This window comes from Clostridium sp. RTP31139st1_H3_RTP31139_211217 (assembly GCF_040227035.1).
Classification (GTDB): Bacteria; Bacillota; Clostridia; order Clostridiales; family Clostridiaceae; genus Clostridium; species Clostridium saudiense.
Genome location: NZ_JBCOAB010000007.1, coordinates 71,214 through 93,277 on the forward strand (window position 1 = coordinate 71,214; position 22,064 = coordinate 93,277).

Here is a 22,064-nt window from a genome sequence, read left to right on the forward strand (position 1 = left end):
TTATTATAAACTTACAAGAAATCAATAACTAGTAAGGGAGTATTAACGTATATGATTACTGATAATAGGGTATCTAAGGAAGAGTTTGAAAGGTTAAGAAATGATCAGAGTTATGTAAAAGTTATAATTAATAAGATAAACTTTTTTAATAATAAAGTAGCTAAAGAGGTATTAAATGAATTAATTATATTTTCTAAAAAAAACAATCTTGAAGATGTTTATTCATGGACTTTATATAAATTAGGAAAAATATATGTTGTAGAAGATTTATATCAAAATGCTGATGAGTTATTTAATGAAGCATATGAAATTTTTGCGAAGAATAATAATATAAATGGAATGATATCGGTAATTACTGGATTCATAGGTAGTAAGTGTATGCAACATAAATATGCAGAGGCAATACAATGGGGAGTTAAGGCAATGGAATTAGCTGAAGAAGCTAATAATATTGAATTATTAATTACCATTAAAGGTAATTTAGCAGGTGTATATATTGTAATAGAAGAATACGAAAAAGCAATTGAAATTTTAGAGCAAATAGAGCAGCTTCCATGGATTGGAACTGATATAAATAAAGTAGCCATATATTTAAATAGAGCAATTTGTGAGCAAAGTATCAATAATTTAGACAACGCCTTATACTATATTGATCATATTGAAAAATTAGCATTACAACATCCTCATTATAGTTTAAATTGGCTATTAGAAAAAGCTAAGATTTACATAAAGAAGGGTTTAACTAAAAAAGCTGAAGAAATGTTATTAGAGGTTAGCAAAAAACGTCAAGAGATTGAAGATGTTGAGTTTGATAGTGAATCATTAATTTATTTAAGCAAAATAGATGTAATTAATGAAAAATATCAATCAGCAATAGAAAGATTAAATAACATTGAAAAAAAGGTATTAGAAGATAGAGAATTAACTAATATTAAAATTATGTATAATATTTATAATTTAGCTTATAAAGGATTAAAAGAATATGAAAAAGCATATTGCTATTTAGAAAAGTGGATTGAAATTGAAAAGCAATTAAGGAAAATTCAAGAAAAAGCAATTTTTACTGTTTTAGATGAACAGAAAAAAAATATGCTAGATAAAAATTATAAAATGTTATATGAACAAAATCAGCTTATTTATAAAGTAGGACAAAATATAATATCAAATCTTAATAAAAAAGATATATTTAAGGTTATTGCCGAGGAAATAAAAAATATTTTAAATTATGATATTATTCAAATTATAGTTTATAATGAAGAAACAAAAACATATCAATATCAATTAGTAATAGAAGAAGATGAAATAATTAACCTTAATAGTGTTGATATATGTGATGGTGGATTTGCAAGTTATAGTATTAAACGTAAAGAAGATATACTTATTAATGATGTAGAAAATCAATATTATAGATATATAGATGATCATGACAAATATCTTAAAGAAAAATTTAATTGGAGAGCTGAAAAATTTACAAAATCATTGATGTTTGTTCCAATGATAATAAAAGATAAAGTTGTTGGTGATTTATGTATTCAAAAGTATGAAAAAAATGCATTTGATTTAAGTGACTTAAGTACTTTTAAAATATTATCTACATATATTGCAATAGCTTTAGATAATTCTTCTTTATATAAGAAAGTTCATTATAATGCAAATTATGATTCACTAACAGGTATTTATAATAGACGTAAGATTATAGAAAATATAAATAAGTTAAAAGAAAGATCAGATTATGAATGTGAAAATTATTACATTGCTATGATGGATATTGATAATTTTAAAAAGATAAATGATGTTTATGGACATATCATAGGAGATAAAGTTTTAGTTGAGAGTGCAAGTTTAATAAGAAATCTAATTGGACCTGAAGATATTGTTGGAAGATATGGAGGGGAAGAGTTTATTATTATTCTTAAAAATAGAAACAATAATTTCAAAGATACTCTAGAAAGGGTTAGAAGAGGAATAGAGCAGTTGAGTATTGAAATTAATAATGATGAATACATTAATATAACTGTTAGTATTGGGGTTGCAAAGTTTGATGTTAAAAACATGACTTTAGAAGAAAATATAGCGCTAGCAGATAAGTCTTTATATAAAGCAAAAAATTTAGGGAAAAATATAGTTGTTTATTGGTAATACATAAAAAAGGAATAGTGATTATACTATTCCTTTTTATTATATTATTGAAGAGGTAAGTAGATAAATAAAGGTATTTTATCACTAATATAGAATGTTGTATATGTAAATTATTACTAGTAGAATAATATAGAGAAATTATATTTTTAAGGAGAAGAGAAATGATATATGAGAAGTTAAGAATAAAGGATATTAGTAGAAAATTAAAAAATAGTGAAGCTATTATAAGTGCATATATACCTGAAAATAGTGAAGAAATAAATATAAATAAAAAAAGGGAAACAATTATAATTTGTCCTGGTGGGGGATATGAATTTACTTCAGATAGAGAAGCAGAGCCAATTGCATTAAAATTTGTAGCACAAGGCTTCAATGCTGTAGTAATAAGATATAGTATAGCACCAGTAAGATATCCTACTGCATTATTAGAATTAGCAGAAACAGTTAGATATGTGCGTGAAAAAGAAAAAGAGTGGAATGTAGATACTGAAAAAGTTATAGTTTGTGGTTTTTCGGCAGGAGGACATTTAGCAGGTAGTTTAGGAGTATTGTGGAATAATGAAATTATTGAAAAATATTTAGATATAAAAAATGAAGAGGTTAAACCTAATGCAATGATCTTATGTTATCCAGTTATATCAAGTGGTGAATTTGCTCATAAGGGTTCATTTGATAGTTTATTAGGGGAAAAAGAAGCTGAAATAAGTAGAGAAAACCTTTCTTTAGAGAAGTTAGTATCTATTGAAACTCCAAAAACATTCTTATGGCATACATTTGATGATGGAACAGTTCCAGTTCAAAACTCATTATTATTTTCAAATGCTTTAGCATCTAATAAAGTTCAATTTGAACTTCATATTTATCCAAGTGGAGTACATGGGTTAGGTCTTTGTGAAGAAATTACAGCTATGAATGGTAGAAGTGAACATATAAATAGTCATATAGCAAGTTGGTTTAATTTGGCATGTCAATGGATTAAAACATTATAAGAATATAATAAAAACTACTACAGATATATATGTAGTAGTTTTTATTGTATTTAAGAAAATTTATTATTAGTATTTAACAGTGATATATTTAGTAGTATCAACAGTTACATTAGGATTATTTTTAAAGTAATTAATAATAATTTCAGGCATTTCAAGCACTATTTCTTTCACTACTTTACATTTGTCGTAGCACTCATATCCACCAGCACCACTTGCTCTATAGTTATTCATAACTAAAGTTAATTTTTTAGTATAGTTAAGTTCTTCACCTTTATATTTTATAGAAACAACTCTATTTCCAACTTCTTTATTTAAATCGAAAGTATATTCAATATTAGCAAAATAGTCATAATTATAATGTTCTAGTTTTGGTTTTAAGAAACTTTGTGATATTGAAATGTTGCCATTATCATTGTTAAAATAGCTTGCACTTCTTTCAAGTGCTAATTTTAATATTTCTCTATTAACCTCTAAAACAACTAATGTGTTAGGGTATGGGTAAGTAGATAAAATGTTTCTAACTGATATATTTTTATTAAATCCATGTATAACATTGGCAAAAGCAGTACAAGAAATATCAGCATCACTTGTTTCTAGTTGAATTTGATTTATAAAGTTAGCTAAATGTGAACCATTTAATGCCATTTCAAGGCGATCACCAGGTTGAAGTTCTGTACTTAAAAAACCAACAGGTGTATCTAACCATTCTTGAACCTTATTTTCTAAAGGTAAGAATTTATTAAACATTTCTTTATTTGGGTTAAGCTTAATTTCCTCTAATGAAGATATAATATTTATTGAACCATTATCATCAATTGTAAGATTAAGTTTTACAAACTTGCTTCCATTGTGAGGAGTTTGGACTATATGAGTACCAAAAATAGTTTTGTTACTTATTGGAATATGTTGATGACCTGTAAGTAAAATATCAAAATCAAATTCTTTACAAAGTTTAAATGCAATATTTTCTTTAGTAGTGCTTAATAACTCATGAGATTCTAAATCATTTTCAAAGCCACCATGGTAAACACCAATAATTAAATCACACTTAGTTTTTACTTCATCAAAGTATTTTGCTACAGCATCAAAGGTATCTGTAATATTAATATTTTCAATGTTTTCTGGACGTTCCCATCTATTTATAAAATCTGTAGTAATTCCTAAAATTCCAACTTCTAAACCATTTGCCATAGTTTTTATTTGATAAGGTTGGATAGGTAGTTCGCCAGTATTATCTATAACATTTGCACAAACGCATTTTGCATTTAAATTATCTAAATATTTTTTTAAATATTTTTTACCATAATTAAAATCATGATTTCCTAAAGTTACAAAGTCATATTGTCCTTCATTAAAAATTGTTGCAATAGGATGTACATCAAAATCAGTATTGCTTAAATAGTTAGTGAATGGAGAACCTTGAATAGTATCGCCACCATCAATTATTAAAGTATTGTCATCTTTTTCAAAAGAATTAATTATGTTTAATATTCCAATATTTTTTTCGGTTGTATTTACATAATCCGTTGGATAAACATATCCGTGAAGGTCAGATGTAAAATAAATTTTTAAATCTTTCATTAATAAGCACCTCTTCTTTAGTAAGTATATAATTATTATGATTATAGCATATTTTTATATTTTAGATAGTAGCTTTAAATTATAAAAGAATTAGTATATTAAAATTAACATTATTTAGTGACTTGAATATAATTAATTAAAGACAAATAATGAAATAGCAATAGGGGTGAGTTTAAATGAAGGTTATAAATGAAGCAGAGTTTGCAAATGAGGTTAAAGATGGACTAGTATTAGTAGATTTTTATGCAGATTGGTGTGGACCATGTAAAATGCTTTCACCATTATTAGAAGAAATTAATAGTGAAGATGAAAATATAAAGATTGTAAAGGTTAATGTGGATAATTCACAGTTTTTAGCTAATTATTTTGATATTAAGTCAATTCCAACATTAGTATTATTAAAAGATGGACAATTTATACATCGATTAACAGGTTTTAGACCTAAAAGTGTTATTAAAAAATTAATATCACAAGGGAAATAAATAATAAATTAGATAATTCCTAAAAGTTATCTTTTACTATTATATAGAAAGTATAATTCAAGAGGAGTATATTTAGTATGGAAATAACTGATTTTTTGACGCAGAATTTCCTTTCATCTTTTACAGGAACATTAGTAGCAGTTGAATTAATAGTATTTACCACAAAAGATTTTCCATTAATAAAAAAGATACCTACTAAGCTGTATACATTTATATTAGCAGTAGCTCATTTAGTAATTGTAAAAACAACTACAGGAAGTATAGAAATGAGTGTTGAATGTTATTATAGGCTATTTATAAATGCATTGGTAGTAGTGTTAATATTATGTGGTGGATATGATACAATTATGGAAAAGTTTAAGTCTATAAAAGATATTACAGGTAATTTAATAAGTGAAGCTAATGATAATGAGAAAAACAAAAGTAATACAAGCAATGAAGAACAAAAACAGATAGAAGATAAAAATGAAGCGAATAAATGATAAGTAAAAGGTGCTTAAGTAAGTTATGTAAGCACCTTTTATTATATCTAATTATGAGTGTTTTTTATTGCTTTTTTATTTTTACCAAGAAATGAGCCTAGGCCTAATCCTAAAAATAAAAATATTATAGGACATAATGCAATCCAGAACATGTTATCTGTTATGAAAAATATAATACTACCTATTAATACTCCTAATATTAAACCTATGATAGTACCCCAGTATAAAAATTTATCTGCTCTCTTTTGAGCTGGGCTAATTTTAACCTTCTTTTTATTACTCATTTTATAATCACCTCATAAAATTAAAATATTTATATTAAGTGAAACTCACTATTCACTTTCGTTCATAGAAATAAGTTAATTTACTTAAAACAAAATTTGGAAATTAACTTATAGGAAAATTATATAATAAAGATAATTATATTAACAGAGAATTTTATTATGTATAAGCTACTTTTATTATTTTGTAATAAAGCTAATTATAATTATAATAAATTGCTTTTGAAATTTGAGCTATTTTTTCCTCAGCGTCAGTAAGTTCATTAGTATAAATAACTAAAATATAAGGGGTATCACTAAGGATTATTCCAACATCATGAATAGCTAACAAGACATTCAGAAGGTATTAAAAATGAGTATGAGTTACTTTTAGTTAAATTTTCTGACGTAGACAAGGCAAAGGTAGTTTCTTCATTATCAAAATCAGTAAAATCAAATTCTATTGTAATAATGCTTAAAAAACATAAAGAAGATAATAATATGCTTAATAATATAAATTTATATTTAAATATGAAAAATGTTTTTTTAGGTTTTCTTTTGTGAAACATAAATAGATATCTCCTTAATTGCTATTATATATATTTATATTAAATCTCGAACCTTAAAATAACCTGAAATATATGGATTAATAATTGAAATTTGAATGAATTTAAGAAGATTTTAAGGGTAGTATGCTAAAATTATAAAGAATAAGTGAAAAAGATATGGAGGAAAATATGAGTTATAAAATATTAGTTGTAGAAGACGATAATCAAATACAGGAATTAATAGTAGAGTTTTTATCTTCACAAGATTATGATGTTGATGTAGCAAATGATGGTGTTGAAGGTTATGAAAAGTTCAAAGAAAATAAATATGATTTAGTGATTTTAGATGTGATGATGCCAAGGCTTGATGGGCATGCATTATGTAAAATGATAAGAAATTTAGATAAAGAAGTATCAATAATTTTTTTAACAGCATTAGGGGATGAAGAAAGTGAGATAAAAGGATTTGATTTAAAAGCTGATGATTATATTAGCAAGCCTTTTTCATTTAATATATTGATTAAAAGAGTAGAAGCTGTTTTACGAAGAAAACAAAAAGAAGAAAAAGAGGATACAATATTAGAGTTCGAGGGATTAAAACTAGATTTACAAACTTTTAAATCTTATATTGATAATGAGGAAATTGAACTTACTTTAAAGGAGTTTAATATATTAAAGTTAATGATAAATAGTTATCCGACGGTAGTTTCAAGAGAAAAATTAATTGAAAAAATATGGGGTTATGAATATTTTGGTGATACTAGAGTTATTGATGCTCACATGAAAAATATTAGAAAGAAAATAAAGAAGGATTATATAAAAACTATCAAGGGTGTAGGATATGTTCTTGAAAAGTAAATGGAGAAATTTAAGCATAAAGAAAAAGATATTTTTGTGGAGTAGTCTTATTATAATAATTTCATTTACTTTACTATACATATGTATGTATTTTTTTATGCCGAGAGTTTATGAGGTTTATAAAGTAAATAATATAAATGAAAAAATAAGAGAACTAAAATCTCAATTAGAAAAAGATGAAAATATAGATATTAATGAGCTTCTTGATGAGTTTTCTTATAAAAATAATTTGGATATTTTGCTTGTAAGTAAAGATGAGAATAATTTAATAAATAAAATTATTTATTCATCATTTAGAGAAGGAGCAAATGAACCCAATAAAATTCCATTTTTATATAGTCATGTACAATATGAACGATTTAAAAGTTTTCAGAAATATAGTAATGATATTAATTTGGGTGGTAGTATTGCAACAGATAAATTTGTGTATGGATTAATTAGTAAGAATGAAAGTTTGAATATTGATGAGATTGTTTATGTTAAAAGTTTAAATAATGCATATCATATGATTGTACATTTCCCAGTTAGTCCAGAAAATGAAGCAAGTGATAGTATTGCGCTATTTTTACCATTTGCTATTTTTGCAATAGTGATCATAGCATTTACTATTTCAAGTTTTTATTCAATATTAATAAGTAGACCTTTGATAAAGATTAATAAAGTTGCTAAAAAAATGGCTAATTTAGATTTTGATAATATTATAGAAGTTAATGGTGAGGATGAAATAGGAGAGCTTTCAAATAGTTTAAATTTAATGAATAAGAATTTAAAAGAATCCTTTGAAGAGTTAGAAAGAATGAACTCTAAGCTTACAGAGGAAATTGAGATAGAAAGAAAACTAGAAAAAGAAAGAAGAGAATTCGTTGCTACTATTTCTCATGAGTTAAAATCGCCTATAACTATAATAAGTGGGCAATTAGAAGGAATGCTTTATAATATTGGAAAATATAAAGATAGAGATAAATATTTAAAAGAATCATATGAAGTTACACAAAAAATGAGTGAATTAGTTCAAGAAATTTTACATTTAAGTGAAAGGGAAAATGGTGAATTTAAATATAACTTTTCAAATGTTAATTTAAGTAATGTTATCAAAAGTATATTAAGAGAGTTAAGATATTTTATTGATGAAAAGAAATTAAACTTGATTACTAAAATAGATGAAGACATTTTTATAATTGCTGATGAAAAGCTTATTAAAAAGGTAATAATGAATATTATTAAAAATGCAATAATATACTCCCCAACCAATGAATGTATAAAAATAAATTTATCTAAAGAGGAACTAAGTGTTGAAAATACAGGTGTTTCAATACCAAAGAATCAAATTAATGAAATTTTTAATGCATTTTATAGAGTTGATAAATCTAGAAATAGAAAAACTGGTGGAACTGGATTAGGGCTTTATATAGTAAAAACTATTTTAGATAAACATGAAAATATTGATTATACTATAGAAAGTGGAGAAAATTCAGTAATTTTTAAAATGAAATTTATTTACAAGGAATAAAAATTAAAAAAATAGATATTATATTTTGTTTAATATAATATCTATTTTTTTATGATTAAAGAAAGTAATATTAATTACAGTAAAAATAAATTTGTATTATTTTACAGGAATTAAGTTACCACCATATAGTCTCATTTCTTTAAATTTTATTTTAAAGGCTTTTTGGTAAGCTTTGATAGCTTCTAAGTCACGTCTAGTACCAATACATACTGAATTTCCTGAAAGTGTACCACGTGCAGTTCTTCCAGCTCTATGTAAATATTCATCTGGATTTGCAGGGAAATCCATGCTTATAATATGAGTAACCTCTGGAATATCAAGACCACGAGCTGATACATCAGATGAAACTAAAACATTGAATTTACCATTTCTAAAAGCTTCGATAGATCTTTGTCTTTCTTCTTTAGAAGCATTTCCATAAATTCCAGTAGATTTAACCTTATGATAATCTAATTTTTCATTTATATTTTGAAGTTCAGTACTATTATTTACAAATACTATAGCTCTTTCTGGGTTTTCAGCAGCTAAGAATTTTCTTAGTGTTTCAAATCTATCCCTAAATTCACAAGCTATATACATATGTGAAATATTAGGATTTAATACAGAAGTTCCTGCTGATTTAACAATCTCAACATCCTTAACTAGTGATTTAGCTATATCTAAAGATGTAGGATTTATGCTTGCAGAGAAGAACATAAGTTGTCTATCTCTCATAGTAGCTTTAATAATATCTTTAATTATTGTAGATTTATTTTTGGCTAAAAGACTGTCAGCTTCATCCATAACTATAGTTTTAATAGTATGTGCAGTTATTTTTTTCTTTTTAATTAAGTCTAAGACTCTTCCTGCAGAACCTACTATTATATGTGGCTTTACTTCTTTAAGTTTTTTTATTTGTTTTTCAATATTTGATTCACCCATTATTGTTAATGAAGTTATATTCATATTGGAGTTTTTTGCAAGTAATTTAATTTGTGCATCTATTTGCATAACTAATTCATGAGTAGGAGCTAAAACTATAGCTTGCATTTCTTTTTTATCAGTATTTATTTTTTGAAAAATAGGGCATAAATAAGCTAATGTCTTACCACTTCCAGTATGAGATTCTGCTATTATATCTATATTTTCTAAAGCTTTTGGAATAGTAAGCTTTTGAACCTCTGTAGGTGAAGTTATCCCTTGAAGCTTTAATCCTTCTATTATGTTTGTATTTAAATTAAGTTCATTAAATGACATATTCATTTTATTCTCCTCGGTTATTAATAATTATCTATTTTAGTATACACTAAAAATAATTTAAGTATAGAAATTTATTTTTTTAAATATAAAGTGATTTTTAAATAATTAGTACATAATAATAATATATTAAAATTAACAAGGTAAAAAATGGAGGAAAAATGAATAAAATGTTAAGATAATGTTTAATTTTTGTTAAAAAAATTAAAAAGATTTTTGGGAGTATACGTATACTTACAACTATATAGCCATTTTTAATTAAAAAACAGTATTAATATATTTAGAAAACTAAAACTTGAATTTTAGTACCAAAGTGATAATATAATAATAAAGTAAGTGAAAGTCAAATACAAAGGAGAAAAAAGAGATGAAGGATGCATTTAAAATTTATAAGAATGATATGAAAAATATCTTTAAAAATTATGGTGCACTAATTGTTGTTATAGCATTATGTATACTACCATCTTTATATGCTTGGTTTAATATCAAAGCATCTTGGGATCCATATGCTGAATCGGCTACTAGTGGAATTAAGATAGGAGTTGTAAACAAAGATTTAGGGGCAACTTTAAATGGTAAAGAAGTTAATTTGGGAAATGATGTTGTAGATGAATTGAAAAATAATAAGCAGATGGGATGGCAGTTTGTAAGTGAAGAAGAAGCAACTAAAAATGTTGAAGAAGGCAAATATTATGCCATGATTACAATTCCAGAGGATTTTTCAAAGAGTCTTACATCTATAATTACACAAGATATTGAAAAAGGAAATATAATATATACAGTAAATGAGAAGATAAATGCAATTGCGCCTAAGCTTACAGATAAGGGAGCAAGTGCTATACAAGAAAAGGTAAGTAAAGCAGTTGTAGAAACTGCAAGTGATGCAATCTTTGGAGTAGGAAAAGATTTAGGAACTGAATTAGAAAATCAGCTTCCTAGATTAAATAATATTTATAATCAATTATTAGAGGTTCAAAGTCAGTTTTCTAATATAAATGATGTTGTAAATTTAGCTGGAGATGGAGCTGATAAATTAAAAACATTAATTTCAGATATTCAAAATGATATTCCTTTAATAACTGAAACATTAGAAAATTCACAAAAGTTAGGTACAAATTTAGAAGAATTTTTAAGTACTTCAAAAAGTAATTTAAATAATATTGCACCTGTAATAAAGAATGATATAAAAATATTAAATGAAATTGCAAATGAAATTTCTACAAATACAAGTGCATTAGTTGATGCAATTAATTCAGGATCAGCATATGCACCAGAAATAGTTGATAGTATTTTAGAAAAGTTAAATAGCATAAATAAGAGTGCTGAATCATTAATTGGAATATTAGAAACTATGAATAAATTTAATCCAGGAAAATTTGATGATATTATTAATACCTTAACAAACGTTCAAGGAGCAATAAATAAATCAATTACTGCGTTAAATACAGTTAAAGATAGTATAGCTAATGGTGGAACACCAGATTTAAGTTTATTAAATAACGTTATATCATTTACTAATGATGTAAGTAATATTACAAATGATTTATATAATAACTTTGATTCAAATATTACTAATAAAATTAATACTATTTTTGATGATGCATATACTGTAGCAGATAATGTAGTATCAGTATTAAAAGAAGCACAAGATAAATTACCACAAGTAACAGATATTATGAATACTGTTTATGAAGGTGCTGATAAGGGTATCGAGGGGATTGATTTTGTAAAATCAAAACTTCCAGAAGCTGAAAATTTGCTTAATGATTTAATAAGTAAAATAGGAAGTGTTAATGATAGTACAGATATTAAAGAGCTTATAAATTATTTAAAGAGTGATGTAGATACAAGAAGTGACTTTTTATCAAATCCTGTTAATATTATAGAAAATAAATTATTCCCAATGGGTAACTATGGAACAGGAATGACACCTTTCTATACAGTATTATCATTATGGGTAGGATTATTATTATTGGCATCTATGCTAACTGTTGAAGCAGAGGGTGAATACTCTGCAGCATCACAATATTTTGGAAAAATGTTGTTATTTATGACAATAGCAATAATTCAAGCGATAATAGTATCATTAGGGGATTTATATGTTTTAAAAATATATTGTGTAAATCCGGCTTTATTTGTATTAAGTAGTGTATTTACTAGCATTATATTTACATTTATATTATATTCACTATGCTCAGTGCTTGGAAATGTAGGTAAAGTATTAGGAATTGTACTATTAGTTTTACAAATAGGTGGTTCAGGAGGAACATTCCCAATTCAATTAACACCAAAGTTCTTCCAAGCAATTAATCCATTTTTACCTTTCACTTATGCGATTTCACTTGCAAGAGAATCTATAGGTGGAGTAGTTCAAAGTGTATTGGTTAAGGATATAGTTGTTCTGTTAATATTTGGAGCAATCTTTATATTAATTTCATTATTCTTAAAGAAACCAATTAATAAATTATTACATGGATTTGCTGAAAGTATTGAAAAGAGCGGTATTGGAGAATAAGTTAATAAGTATTTTATATAATAATGGGCGATGTATTTGATTTTAATACATTGCCTATTATTATATAAGTACAAAGTAAGCAAAAAAAATTAGTAGTAAATAGTTAAAAAGTATGATAAAAGTAGTATATATTACGTTTACAAAATATTCATAAAATTAAGGAGAATTTATGAGAAGAAAAGAAATCGATTGGATAAGAAACATATGCATATTAATGTTGTTTATTTATCATACATCAGCAATATTTACAGACTTTGGAGATTTTTATATTAAAACAGAAAAAAGTAATATTTTTTCTAACATATTTATACTATTAACTTTTTCTTGGTATATGCCTTTATTATTCTTTTTAGCTGGGGCATCAACATATTTTGCTCTTAAAAGAAGAAGTGAATTTGAATACATAAAAGAAAGAACTAAAAAGCTATTACTTCCATTTATATTTGGAATAATAGTAATAGTACCTCCTCAAACTTATTTAGCTAGACTTTGGAGAGGTGAAAGTAATATAAACTATTTTAGTCATATGAAAATGTTCTTTACGAATGTAAGTGATTTCATGGGGTTTGATGGAGGTTTCACACCTGCACACCTTTGGTTCATATTATTTTTATTTGTGATTTCATTAATTGGTGTTAGTATTATTAAATGCTTTAAGCTTATTGGTGGAAAGAAAGTAATGAACAAAATTAAAAATGTTATTTTAAGTAAATACGGTTTATTTATAGTTATTGCATTAACTTTTATTGCAGAAATGGTACCAGGGGTTGGTGGAAAGGGATTAATTTTAAATCTTTTAATGTTCTTATTTGGATATATTACTTATAGTGATATTGATTATATAAATGCTATTTTTAAATATAGAAGAACATTTGCAATATCAAATGGAATTATTATTATATTAGGACTTGGATATTTTTTAAGCTTAAGAAACATGGAAATAGGTATCTTAAAGAATATAGCTGAAAATGGAATTAAATGTTCTATGATAATTACGGCTATCATAACTATAGTTGGTTATGGAATAAAATATATGAATAAAGAAAATAAATTATTAAGGTATTTAAATAAAGCGTCATTTCCAGTATATATTATGCATCAAACTATTTTATTAACATTAGCATTTTTTATATTACCATTAATGTTTCCACAATGGTTTTCTATAATTATAATAAACTTGTTATCGGTTTTAATAACATTTGGATTATATGAAATAATTAAAAGAACAAGATATATAGGAATATTACTTGGAATGAAATAACTACTTTAGATGAATATAAAAATAAAATTACCCATATAGATTAGGCAAATAGGAGTGTCTAATCTATATGGGTTTCTATTATATAAAAAAATAACTTTATGAATATTAGATGATAAGTTAGGAAAATATTTTAGTATTTTTTAGGTTAAACTAAGTTATAGGATGAGTATAGTCTTTGGAGGAATTAACAAATGAAGAAGGAAGTATTTTTGAAAGATATCAAAAATGGTACAGAAATAAAAATATCATTGATGGTAATGAGGGTAATATTTAGGGATACAAGTAAAGTAGTATGTATTTTAGCAGATAAAACAGGTGAAATAAAAGCAACTATACCAAATAAAACAGGAGATATTATTGAAGGAAAGGTTATAGAAATAGAGGGTAAGAGAGATGTTAACTTAGAAGTTAAAAAATATGCATTGGTAAAAGAGTATAATGCTATAGATTACTTGCCTACAGTAAAAAGGGATATAGAGGATATAATGACTGAAATTGAATTGTATACAGATGAATATATAATTTCAAGAGAAGGAAAGGCTTTAAATGATTATTTCTTTAAAGATGAAAGTTTCTTAGAAAAATTTAAAAGAGCCATTGGAGGAGTTTCAATGCATCATAACTATATAGGGGGATTAGCAGAGCATACATTAGGAGTAATGTATTTAACAATTATGCTTTGTGAAAGGTATAATTGTAGAAATAAAGAAATTGCAATTTTGGCAGCAAAGTTACATGATATAGGGAAAATATATGAATTATATTATGATGGACCATTTAAGTATACATTAAGAGGTGAAATGGAAGGTCATATAGTAATAGGAATACAGATGATAGAAAAAGCATTTAATGATAATCCTGGTTTTTATAGTGAGGATTTTATTACAAGAATAAAAGGATGTATAGTACAGCATCATGGAAAACTTGAGTATGGATCACCTAGGGAAATGAGAATGGAGGAATCTTTTATTCTTAATTCTGCCGATTCTATTGATGCAACTATGAATAAGATAGAACAAATAAAGGAAAAAACAGAAGCTGGAAGTTGGTCAGAATATGATAGAAGGATTGAAACAAAGTTATATTTATAGTGATATAGAATTATTATAAGGAAAGGAGATGGTAACATGAATGGATTTAAGGATAAATTAAATGAAGAGGATATATTTGTAGAAAGTGAAAGTAGCAATACTTCCATTGTAAATGTTGAAAGTATAGTTAAGTCTAATAATAAAAATAATTTTAATGATTTAAAGGATAATATAGATATAGAAAGAGAGAAGTTTGGGCAAAATAATAAGTAGATATTAGATAAAAAATGTATTTTTGCAGTTTTAATTATGTAACGAAAAATTAACTAATTTATAAATTGACTTGGATAATTAATATGGATATAATCTTTTATAATAGTGAGGTGGAGAGTATGAGTATAAGAAACAATAAGAAGATTATTTTTGGAGCACTATCAGCAGTTGTGGCATCAGTTGCAGCTGGGGTATTAGTTAAAAATAATATTGATAAAAAAGCTAGTAATCAAGGCGAAAAGAAGAAAGAAAAGAAAAGTAAAAATGTATATTACACAGTATATTTAAATGATATTTATAATCCATATGATGATAAAACTATGTCAGAAGATGATATGATAGAAGAAATAAAAAAAGAAACATCATTATAGAAAATAAAAGAGTGTTTACTATTAATTTACTTTTGTTTATTATAATGTAAGTAAATTAATAGTAAATGCTTTTTTATTATTTAAATTTAATAAAAAATATTATTTGGTATTTTTTTAAAGTTGCTATATTATAATAAGAAAGTGAGATAGTTGCATTTTTGAATGGGAAAATAATAGCTTTATTACCATAGAAAATTGTGCTATAATTACCACGGTATATTTTTTTTATTGGAGGATTCGACATGAAACACATAAAAACAATCAATAAGACAAACATCAAAAACAGTCTTTGCAAACCAGGTTGCAAAGAATGTGCAAACTCATGCCAATCAGCTTGCAAAACTTCTTGCACAGTTGCTAACTTAGAGTGTGAAAACTAATTAAGGACAAGCAGTAACTATTTACTAGTTACTGCTTAACTTTATAAATGAGGTTCTAAATCTGTGATTTAGTTAACCGAATTTACTCATTCGACTGGAGGGAGAAGGAGTTTCCTTTGAATTGGAATCTGTGATTTAGTTAGTAGAAATTACACAAGATGTACTTATCTAGTTAAGAGGATAAGGAGTTTTATTATAATTATGTGGAAGTTGAGTTTATCTAATTGATATTAGGATTAAATGAATTATTAGGTTGTAATCGCGAGAAAGAGCGTATTAATAAAAAAGAATACTAGGAGGAATTGTGAAATGGCTTTAATACACAAATTTAAACAAGGAGATAACTTCTTTGTTTTAGACGTTAATACAGGGGCTGTACATATTGTAGACGAATTAGTTTACGATTTAGTAGATGATAATAAACTAAGAGATAAAGAAGAACTTATAAAAGAATTTGGAGCTAAATATGGTGAAGAAACTATATCAGAAGCTTATGAAGAATTATTAGAGCTTATAGATGAAGATATATTATATTCAAGAGATCAATATGAAGATATAGCACATTCATCAATGGATGATAGAGATTATATTAAAGCAGTATGTTTAAATATAATTCATGGATGTAATTTAAGATGTAAATATTGTTTTGCTGATGAAGGTGAGTATAATGGACATAAAGGTGTAATGTCTGTTGAAACAGCAAAAAAGGCGATAGATTACGTAGTAAAGAGAAGTGGTCCAAGAAGAAACATTGAAATTGATTTATTTGGTGGAGAACCAACAATGATCATGGACAAAGTTAAAGAAATAATAGCTTATGCTAGAGAAAATGAAAAGGCTTGGAACAAGAATATCAGATTTACTATGACTACAAATGCAACTCTTTTAACTGAAGAAATGATGGATTTCATGGATAAAGAAATGGGTAACATAATCCTTTCATTAGATGGTAGAAAAGAAGTTAATGATAATGTAAGAATTAAAGTTGATGGAAGTGGTTCTTATGATGATATACTTCCAAATATTAAGAGAATGATTGAAAAGAGAGATAAATCTAAGCATTACTATGTAAGAGGAACATTTACAGGAGCTAATACTGACTTCTATGAAGATGTTAAGGCTATGGTAAATGAAGGATTTAGAGAAATTTCAATTGAACCAGTAGTTTTAGAAAAAGGACATTTCTTAGAGCTTAAAGAAGAGCACTTACCAGAAATATTTGAAAACTATGATAAACTATATAATGAAATGGCTAGAAGAAAGAAAGAAGGAGATGAATTCAACTTCTATCACTTTAACATTGATTTAAATGGTGGACCATGTGTTTATAAAAGAATTTCAGGATGCGGTGCAGGATTTGAATATGTTGCAATAACTCCACAAGGAGAAGTTTATCCATGTCACCAATTTGTAGGTAAGGAAGAATTTAAGCTAGGAAGCATTTATGATGATACTTATGATGCTGAATTAGGTAAGAAATTTAAGAAGGCTCACATCTATAACAAGCCAAAATGTAGAGAATGTTGGGCAAGATTCTACTGTAGTGGTGGATGTCAATCAAATAACTTTGCATTTAATGGAGATATGAATATTCCTTATGAAATAGGATGTAAAATGCAAAAGAAGAGAATTGAATGTGCAATAGCACTTAAAGCTGAATAAGATAACGAATAAGGACAGGCATTTGCTTGTCCTTATTGTTTATTATTAAAATATATTGGTTTATAATATTAATAAATATTATTGAATAAAGCCGTAGAGTTTATAGCTTGTGTTTAAGCAAAAAATAAGAGGTGATACATAAATGGAAGAGTATATTTTTGATAACGGATTAAAGTTGATTTATAAAAAAAGTAATAGTGAGTTAAGTTCTATATGCATATCATTAGATGCAGGAGCTTCAAGAGATGGTGAAAAGCTTGGAGTAGCACATGTAACTGAGCATATGGTTTATAAAGGAACAGAAACAAGAAGTGAAAAACAAATAAACACAGAATTAAGCAATATATTTGGATTCCAAAATGCTATGACTAATTATCCTTATGTTGTGTTTTATGGAACATTATTAAGTGAAGATTTAAAAAAAGGATTAGATTTATTTTCAGATATTCTTTTACAACCAGTATTTACTGAAGAAGGTTTTAAAGAAGAAATGGAAGTAATAAAGCAAGAACTTAAGGAATGGGATGAAGATTTAGAGCAATACACAGAGGATAAGCTTTATTATAATTGTATGGATAATAGAAGACTTAAGTATCCTATTATAGGAACTGAAGAATCATTAAATAACATGACAATAGATGATACAATAGACTTCTTTAATGATTATTATTGTGCAAATAATGCAACAATTACTATTATTTCAGATTTAGAATTTGAAGATATTAGAGATATGGTAGAAGATTGCTTTATTGACTGGAGAAGTGAAAAGCTTCCTGAAGATGAAGAAGTAATTAATTATCCTAAGACTGGAGTATTTATAAATAAAAAGGAAGATATAAATAGTGCAAAGGTACAAATTATATTTCCAATTAATGAATTAAATCAATGGGAAATAAAAGCATTAAGAGTTTTTAATCAATACTTTGGAGAAGGTGTAAACTCAATTTTGTTTGATACATTAAGAACAAAGCATGGATTAGTTTATGATGTATTAACTAGAGTAGCAAACGAAGAATATATAAAAGTTTATAAAATAACTTATAGTACTGCACATGAAAATGTGGATAAATCAATAGAAATTGTGAAAGAGTTAATAAAAGATGTTGATTCTTATAGAGAAAAATTAAAAAAAGAAGATATTGAGAAATTAATAAAGAGCTTTAGGCTAAAAAGATTATTTGCAAATGAGCAAAGTGTGAGATTAGCTATGGGAATATCAACATATGATACTATGTTTGGAGATGGTATGTTATATATTGATGAAACTGAAGATTTAGATAAAATGCCTATAGATTATATTATTGATACAGCTAATAAAGTATTGAATAATATGACAGTTCAAGTAATTAAGTAAGAAGAGGAAAATATGAGTAAAAAAGTACCTTTATTAGAAGAAGTATTAAAATATAAAAAAGAGAATAATCTTATTCTTTCAATGCCAGGAAATAAAAGTGGTATTGGATTTTTAAGAGATGATATAGGAAAAGAATTTGCATTAAATATGGGATTCTTGGATATTACAGAAGTTGATCCATTAGATAATCTTCATGCACCAGAAGGGATAATAAAAGAAGCTCAAGAATTATTAGCAGAAACATATGGGGTTAAAAAAGCATATTTTGTTGTTAATGGCAGCACAGCAGGAAATTTAGCTTCTATTTTTGATGCCTTTAATGAAGGGGATGAAGTTTTAGTAGAAAGAAATTGTCATAAGTCAGTTTATAACGGACTTATTTTAAGAAAATTAAAGGTAAAGTATATAGAACCTGTAATTCATGAAGATAAAGGGTTATTTTTACCACCAACAGAAAAGGAAATATATAAAGCATTAGATAGATGTAATAATGCAAGAGGAATAATATTAACTTATCCTAATTACTTTGGGATAGGATATGATATTTTTGACACATTAAAAGATTTGAAGGAAAGAGGATTGACTATAATTATAGATGGAGCACATGGAGCTCATTATGGAATAAGTGAAAGGTTGCCTAAATCTATAGTTTCATATGCGGATTATATTGTTTTAAGTGCACATAAGACTTTGCCTAGCTTAACTCAAGGTTCATATCTTTTAGTAAATAATGATAAGAATGTTGATTTTTATTTAAAAGCTTTTATGACAACATCACCATCATATTTAATAATGTCATCATTAGATTATTCAAGATATTATTTAGATAATTATGGAGAAAAAGATTATGATAAATTAATAGGTTTGGCAAATAAGTGGAGTATTAAAATTAATACGTTAAATAAAGTAAGTATTTTAAAAGAAGAAGACTTACCACAGGGTTATAATTTAGATTTAAGTAGGTATATATTAACTTTGCCAAAAGGATATAGTGGACATAAATTGTTAGACTATTTACGAAAGATGAAAATACAATGTGAAATGAGTTTTGCATGTGGAGTAGTATTAATTTTATCACCTTTTAATTTAGAAAAAGATTTTGAAAAGATTTATAATTCAATTGAAAAATTAGATTTATCATTAATAGTAGATAATCAATATCAAAATTATTATAGTATAATTCCTGAAAAAGTATTAGAGCCATATGAAGTATTTGATAAAGATTTTGAGTATGTTGATATTAAGAAGAGTATAGGGAAAATTTCAAAAGAAGCATTAATTCCTTATCCACCAGGAATTCCATTAATTTGTGGCGGTGAAGTAATATCAAAAGAAGCTGTTGAAATCATGCTTGGATATATCAGAAATAATAAAACTGTGATTGGGATAGAGGAAGAGTTAGTAAAAGTAATAAAGTAGTAAAAAATAAATTCTTAAATTTAAATGAATACCTATAGTTAAAATTTCAAAAACTATAATATATCATTTAAAGGAGATGAGTTTATGGATTATAAAGTTGCAGATGTAACTAAAGAAGAAGTTGAAGCAATTAAAAGAGCTGAAAATTTAATTAAGTCTGAAACAGGTAAAGAGTTTGTGATGATAGCATGGGAAAAAATTAAATAATATTTTATATAAAATTACAATATAGATAAAAATATATTGTAATTTTTTATTATTTATAAATTAAAAATAAGAGAATTTCAATTAAAAATTGGATAATAGCAAAATATTAATAAAAGTTGGTTTATTTTGCCGTAAAAATATGTATAATAAATGTATATGTAAATAGAAAGCAAGGTGGTTACCATTAATAAATTAAAGATATTAAGCTTATTAATACTTTCGGGAATATTAATTACTCCATCTCATATAGCAAAAGCAGAAGGAATTTATAATGTATCTGAAAGTGATCTAATTAAATTATTAGAAAAATATAAAGATGAAGAAATTGTATTAGAAGATGGATTAGTTTTAACTGTAGGACAAGCTATTAATTTACCAATAGATGAAGGCTGGACTATATATAATGAAAATGTGGCTGAAATAGTAGATGGTGAGCTTGTTGGAAAATCAGTAGGTAGTACTTTTGTATCTCAACAAACAGAGGATACCGTATACATACTAGAAGTATGTATAACTGAAGAGGGTATAAGTACAGCTAGTTATGCTAGAAGTAATGTTAAAAATGTAGATAGAGATTACTACAAGGTATTTATTGATCCAGGACATGGTGGAGTTGATAATGGAGCTGTACAAAATGGAGTTCTTGAAGATGAAATTAACTTGCAAATATCTAAAAAAATAGAAGCTAAGTTAAAAGCTAAAGGTGTAGAAGTTAAGATGAGTAGGTATGATGATACATATTTATCTTTAACTGATAGAACTTATATGGCTAACAAAGAAGGTTCAGATGTATTTGTTTCTATACATCAAAATTCTGCTACAAATTCTAGCGCAAAAGGAATCGAAACTTATTATTATTCAACGAGACAAGATAGTAAGGAGTTAGCTACAGATATACAAAATGATTTAATCCAAGCTACAAATGCAACTGATAGAGGGGTAAAAACAGCAAATTATGCGGTTATTAAAACTGCATCAATGTCTTCAAGTCTTGTAGAATGTGGATTTATCTCTAATCCTACTGAAGCGCAAAATTTAAGTTCTAGTAGTTATCAAGATAAGGTTGCTGAAGGAATTGTTAATGGAATAATGGATTATTTAAATAATAATGTTATATTAAATAATTCAGGAACACAAAAGCCAGGAGATTCTACAACGACAGAAACTGTACAAACAGGTACTGTAAAAGTAAGTAATTCATTAAATGTAAGAAGTGGAGCTGGAACTAATTATTCTGTTTTAGGATCATTAAGTAATGGAGCTAAGGTTGAAATAGTAGGTACAAGTGGAAGCTGGTACAAAATAAAATATGGAAGCGGATATGGATATGTTAGCAAGGACTATGTTACAGTAAGTTCAAGTAGTAACAATTCAAGTTCAAATAGTGGAAGTAGCAATAGCGGAAGTTCAAACAATACTATAACAACGCCATCTACAAGTACAACAGGAACAATAAAAGTTAATGATACATTGAATGTAAGAAGTGGAGCAGGAACAAGCTATTCA

At 26.0% G+C, this 22,064-nt stretch carries 22 protein-coding genes; 17 read left to right on the forward strand and 5 right to left on the reverse strand.

Features of this window, described 5'->3' with window-relative positions:
* Positions 1 to 51 precede the first annotated feature (51 nt).
* The gene (locus ABUA17_RS04895; RefSeq protein ID WP_055291179.1) at positions 52 to 2,139 is read left to right on the forward strand and encodes a sensor domain-containing diguanylate cyclase; all 2,088 of its coding nucleotides are present in this window, start codon (positions 52 to 54) and stop codon (positions 2,137 to 2,139) included.
* Positions 2,140 to 2,300: 161 nt separating this feature from the next.
* Positions 2,301 to 3,128 (forward strand): alpha/beta hydrolase, encoded by an 828-nt coding sequence (locus ABUA17_RS04900; RefSeq protein ID WP_078061362.1) that lies wholly within the window; start codon positions 2,301 to 2,303, stop codon positions 3,126 to 3,128.
* Between the two features lie 66 nt (positions 3,129 to 3,194).
* Here the strand turns inward: ABUA17_RS04900 and ABUA17_RS04905 are convergent, their stop codons facing one another.
* Positions 3,195 to 4,709 (reverse strand): bifunctional metallophosphatase/5'-nucleotidase, encoded by a 1,515-nt coding sequence (locus tag ABUA17_RS04905; protein WP_055291181.1) that lies wholly within the window; start codon positions 4,707 to 4,709, stop codon positions 3,195 to 3,197.
* A gap of 176 nt (positions 4,710 to 4,885) precedes the next feature.
* On the opposite strand from ABUA17_RS04905, the gene trxA reads away from it, so the two are divergent.
* Together trxA and ABUA17_RS04915 are read left to right on the forward strand one after the other, a co-directional pair.
* Complete coding sequence (trxA, locus tag ABUA17_RS04910; protein ID WP_042400232.1) at positions 4,886 to 5,191, forward strand: thioredoxin; 306 nt, start codon at positions 4,886 to 4,888, stop codon at positions 5,189 to 5,191.
* Between the two features lie 77 nt (positions 5,192 to 5,268).
* A complete protein-coding gene (locus ABUA17_RS04915; RefSeq protein ID WP_055291183.1) occupies positions 5,269 to 5,673 on the forward strand; it encodes a hypothetical protein in 405 nt (134 codons plus the stop codon).
* 47 nt (positions 5,674 to 5,720) lie between these two features.
* On the opposite strand, the gene ABUA17_RS04920 is transcribed toward ABUA17_RS04915, so the two are convergent.
* From ABUA17_RS04920 to ABUA17_RS04925, 3 genes are all read right to left on the reverse strand, one after another.
* Positions 5,721 to 5,957: a hypothetical protein gene (locus ABUA17_RS04920; RefSeq protein ID WP_349817873.1), complete on the reverse strand. Its 237-nt coding sequence runs from the start codon at positions 5,955 to 5,957 to the stop codon at positions 5,721 to 5,723.
* A gap of 193 nt (positions 5,958 to 6,150) precedes the next feature.
* Positions 6,151 to 6,285, reverse strand: coding sequence for a serine hydrolase (locus ABUA17_RS18800; protein ID WP_488259954.1), 135 nt, complete (start codon positions 6,283 to 6,285; stop codon positions 6,151 to 6,153).
* The gene (locus tag ABUA17_RS04925; RefSeq protein WP_042400240.1) at positions 6,269 to 6,502 is read right to left on the reverse strand and encodes a hypothetical protein; all 234 of its coding nucleotides are present in this window, start codon (positions 6,500 to 6,502) and stop codon (positions 6,269 to 6,271) included. The genes ABUA17_RS18800 and ABUA17_RS04925 overlap by 17 nt, the downstream gene beginning before the upstream one ends.
* Before the next feature lie 168 nt (positions 6,503 to 6,670).
* On the opposite strand from ABUA17_RS04925, the gene ABUA17_RS04930 reads away from it, so the two are divergent.
* Both ABUA17_RS04930 and ABUA17_RS04935 read left to right on the forward strand, forming a co-directional pair.
* Positions 6,671 to 7,339 carry a response regulator transcription factor gene (locus tag ABUA17_RS04930; RefSeq protein ID WP_055276197.1) on the forward strand — a complete coding sequence of 223 codons (669 nt, stop codon included), beginning with the start codon at positions 6,671 to 6,673 and terminating at the stop codon, positions 7,337 to 7,339.
* Positions 7,340 to 7,436: 97 nt separating this feature from the next.
* Entirely contained in the window at positions 7,437 to 8,849 is a 1,413-nt protein-coding gene (locus ABUA17_RS04935) for a sensor histidine kinase (RefSeq protein ID WP_172684723.1), read from the forward strand.
* Between the two features lie 96 nt (positions 8,850 to 8,945).
* Here the strand turns inward: ABUA17_RS04935 and ABUA17_RS04940 are convergent, their stop codons facing one another.
* Positions 8,946 to 10,091, reverse strand: coding sequence for a DEAD/DEAH box helicase (locus ABUA17_RS04940; protein WP_055276200.1), 1,146 nt, complete (start codon positions 10,089 to 10,091; stop codon positions 8,946 to 8,948).
* 361 nt (positions 10,092 to 10,452) lie between these two features.
* Between ABUA17_RS04940 and ABUA17_RS04945 the strand changes: the two genes are divergently transcribed.
* From ABUA17_RS04945 to ABUA17_RS04995, 11 genes are all read left to right on the forward strand, one after another.
* Positions 10,453 to 12,600: a YhgE/Pip domain-containing protein gene (locus ABUA17_RS04945; protein WP_042400247.1), complete on the forward strand. Its 2,148-nt coding sequence runs from the start codon at positions 10,453 to 10,455 to the stop codon at positions 12,598 to 12,600.
* 169 nt (positions 12,601 to 12,769) lie between these two features.
* Positions 12,770 to 13,861, forward strand: a complete 1,092-nt coding sequence (locus tag ABUA17_RS04950; RefSeq protein ID WP_052330718.1) for an acyltransferase family protein — start codon at positions 12,770 to 12,772, stop codon at positions 13,859 to 13,861.
* A gap of 191 nt (positions 13,862 to 14,052) precedes the next feature.
* Positions 14,053 to 14,952, forward strand: coding sequence for a 3'-5' exoribonuclease YhaM family protein (locus ABUA17_RS04955; protein WP_042400250.1), 900 nt, complete (start codon positions 14,053 to 14,055; stop codon positions 14,950 to 14,952).
* 36 nt (positions 14,953 to 14,988) lie between these two features.
* Positions 14,989 to 15,165, forward strand: a complete 177-nt coding sequence (locus tag ABUA17_RS04960) for a hypothetical protein (RefSeq protein WP_156327403.1) — start codon at positions 14,989 to 14,991, stop codon at positions 15,163 to 15,165.
* A 119-nt stretch (positions 15,166 to 15,284) separates the two neighbouring features.
* Positions 15,285 to 15,536, forward strand: a complete 252-nt coding sequence (locus tag ABUA17_RS04965) for a hypothetical protein (RefSeq protein WP_042400252.1) — start codon at positions 15,285 to 15,287, stop codon at positions 15,534 to 15,536.
* A gap of 242 nt (positions 15,537 to 15,778) precedes the next feature.
* The gene (gene scfA / locus ABUA17_RS04970) at positions 15,779 to 15,916 is read left to right on the forward strand and encodes a six-cysteine ranthipeptide SCIFF (protein WP_003371542.1); all 138 of its coding nucleotides are present in this window, start codon (positions 15,779 to 15,781) and stop codon (positions 15,914 to 15,916) included.
* Positions 15,917 to 16,225: 309 nt separating this feature from the next.
* Positions 16,226 to 17,578 (forward strand): thioether cross-link-forming SCIFF peptide maturase, encoded by a 1,353-nt coding sequence (scfB, locus tag ABUA17_RS04975; RefSeq protein WP_042400256.1) that lies wholly within the window; start codon positions 16,226 to 16,228, stop codon positions 17,576 to 17,578.
* Between the two features lie 142 nt (positions 17,579 to 17,720).
* Entirely contained in the window at positions 17,721 to 18,932 is a 1,212-nt protein-coding gene (locus ABUA17_RS04980) for a M16 family metallopeptidase (RefSeq protein ID WP_042400259.1), read from the forward strand.
* A 12-nt stretch (positions 18,933 to 18,944) separates the two neighbouring features.
* On the forward strand, positions 18,945 to 20,351 hold the full coding sequence (locus ABUA17_RS04985) for an aminotransferase class I/II-fold pyridoxal phosphate-dependent enzyme (RefSeq protein WP_055276202.1): 1,407 nt from the start codon (positions 18,945 to 18,947) through the stop codon (positions 20,349 to 20,351).
* Positions 20,352 to 20,435: 84 nt separating this feature from the next.
* Positions 20,436 to 20,558 carry a hypothetical protein gene (locus tag ABUA17_RS04990; protein ID WP_260457808.1) on the forward strand — a complete coding sequence of 41 codons (123 nt, stop codon included), beginning with the start codon at positions 20,436 to 20,438 and terminating at the stop codon, positions 20,556 to 20,558.
* Positions 20,559 to 20,732: 174 nt separating this feature from the next.
* The coding region (locus tag ABUA17_RS04995; protein WP_349817872.1) for an N-acetylmuramoyl-L-alanine amidase at positions 20,733 to 22,064 on the forward strand (1,332 nt) is incomplete at its 3' end.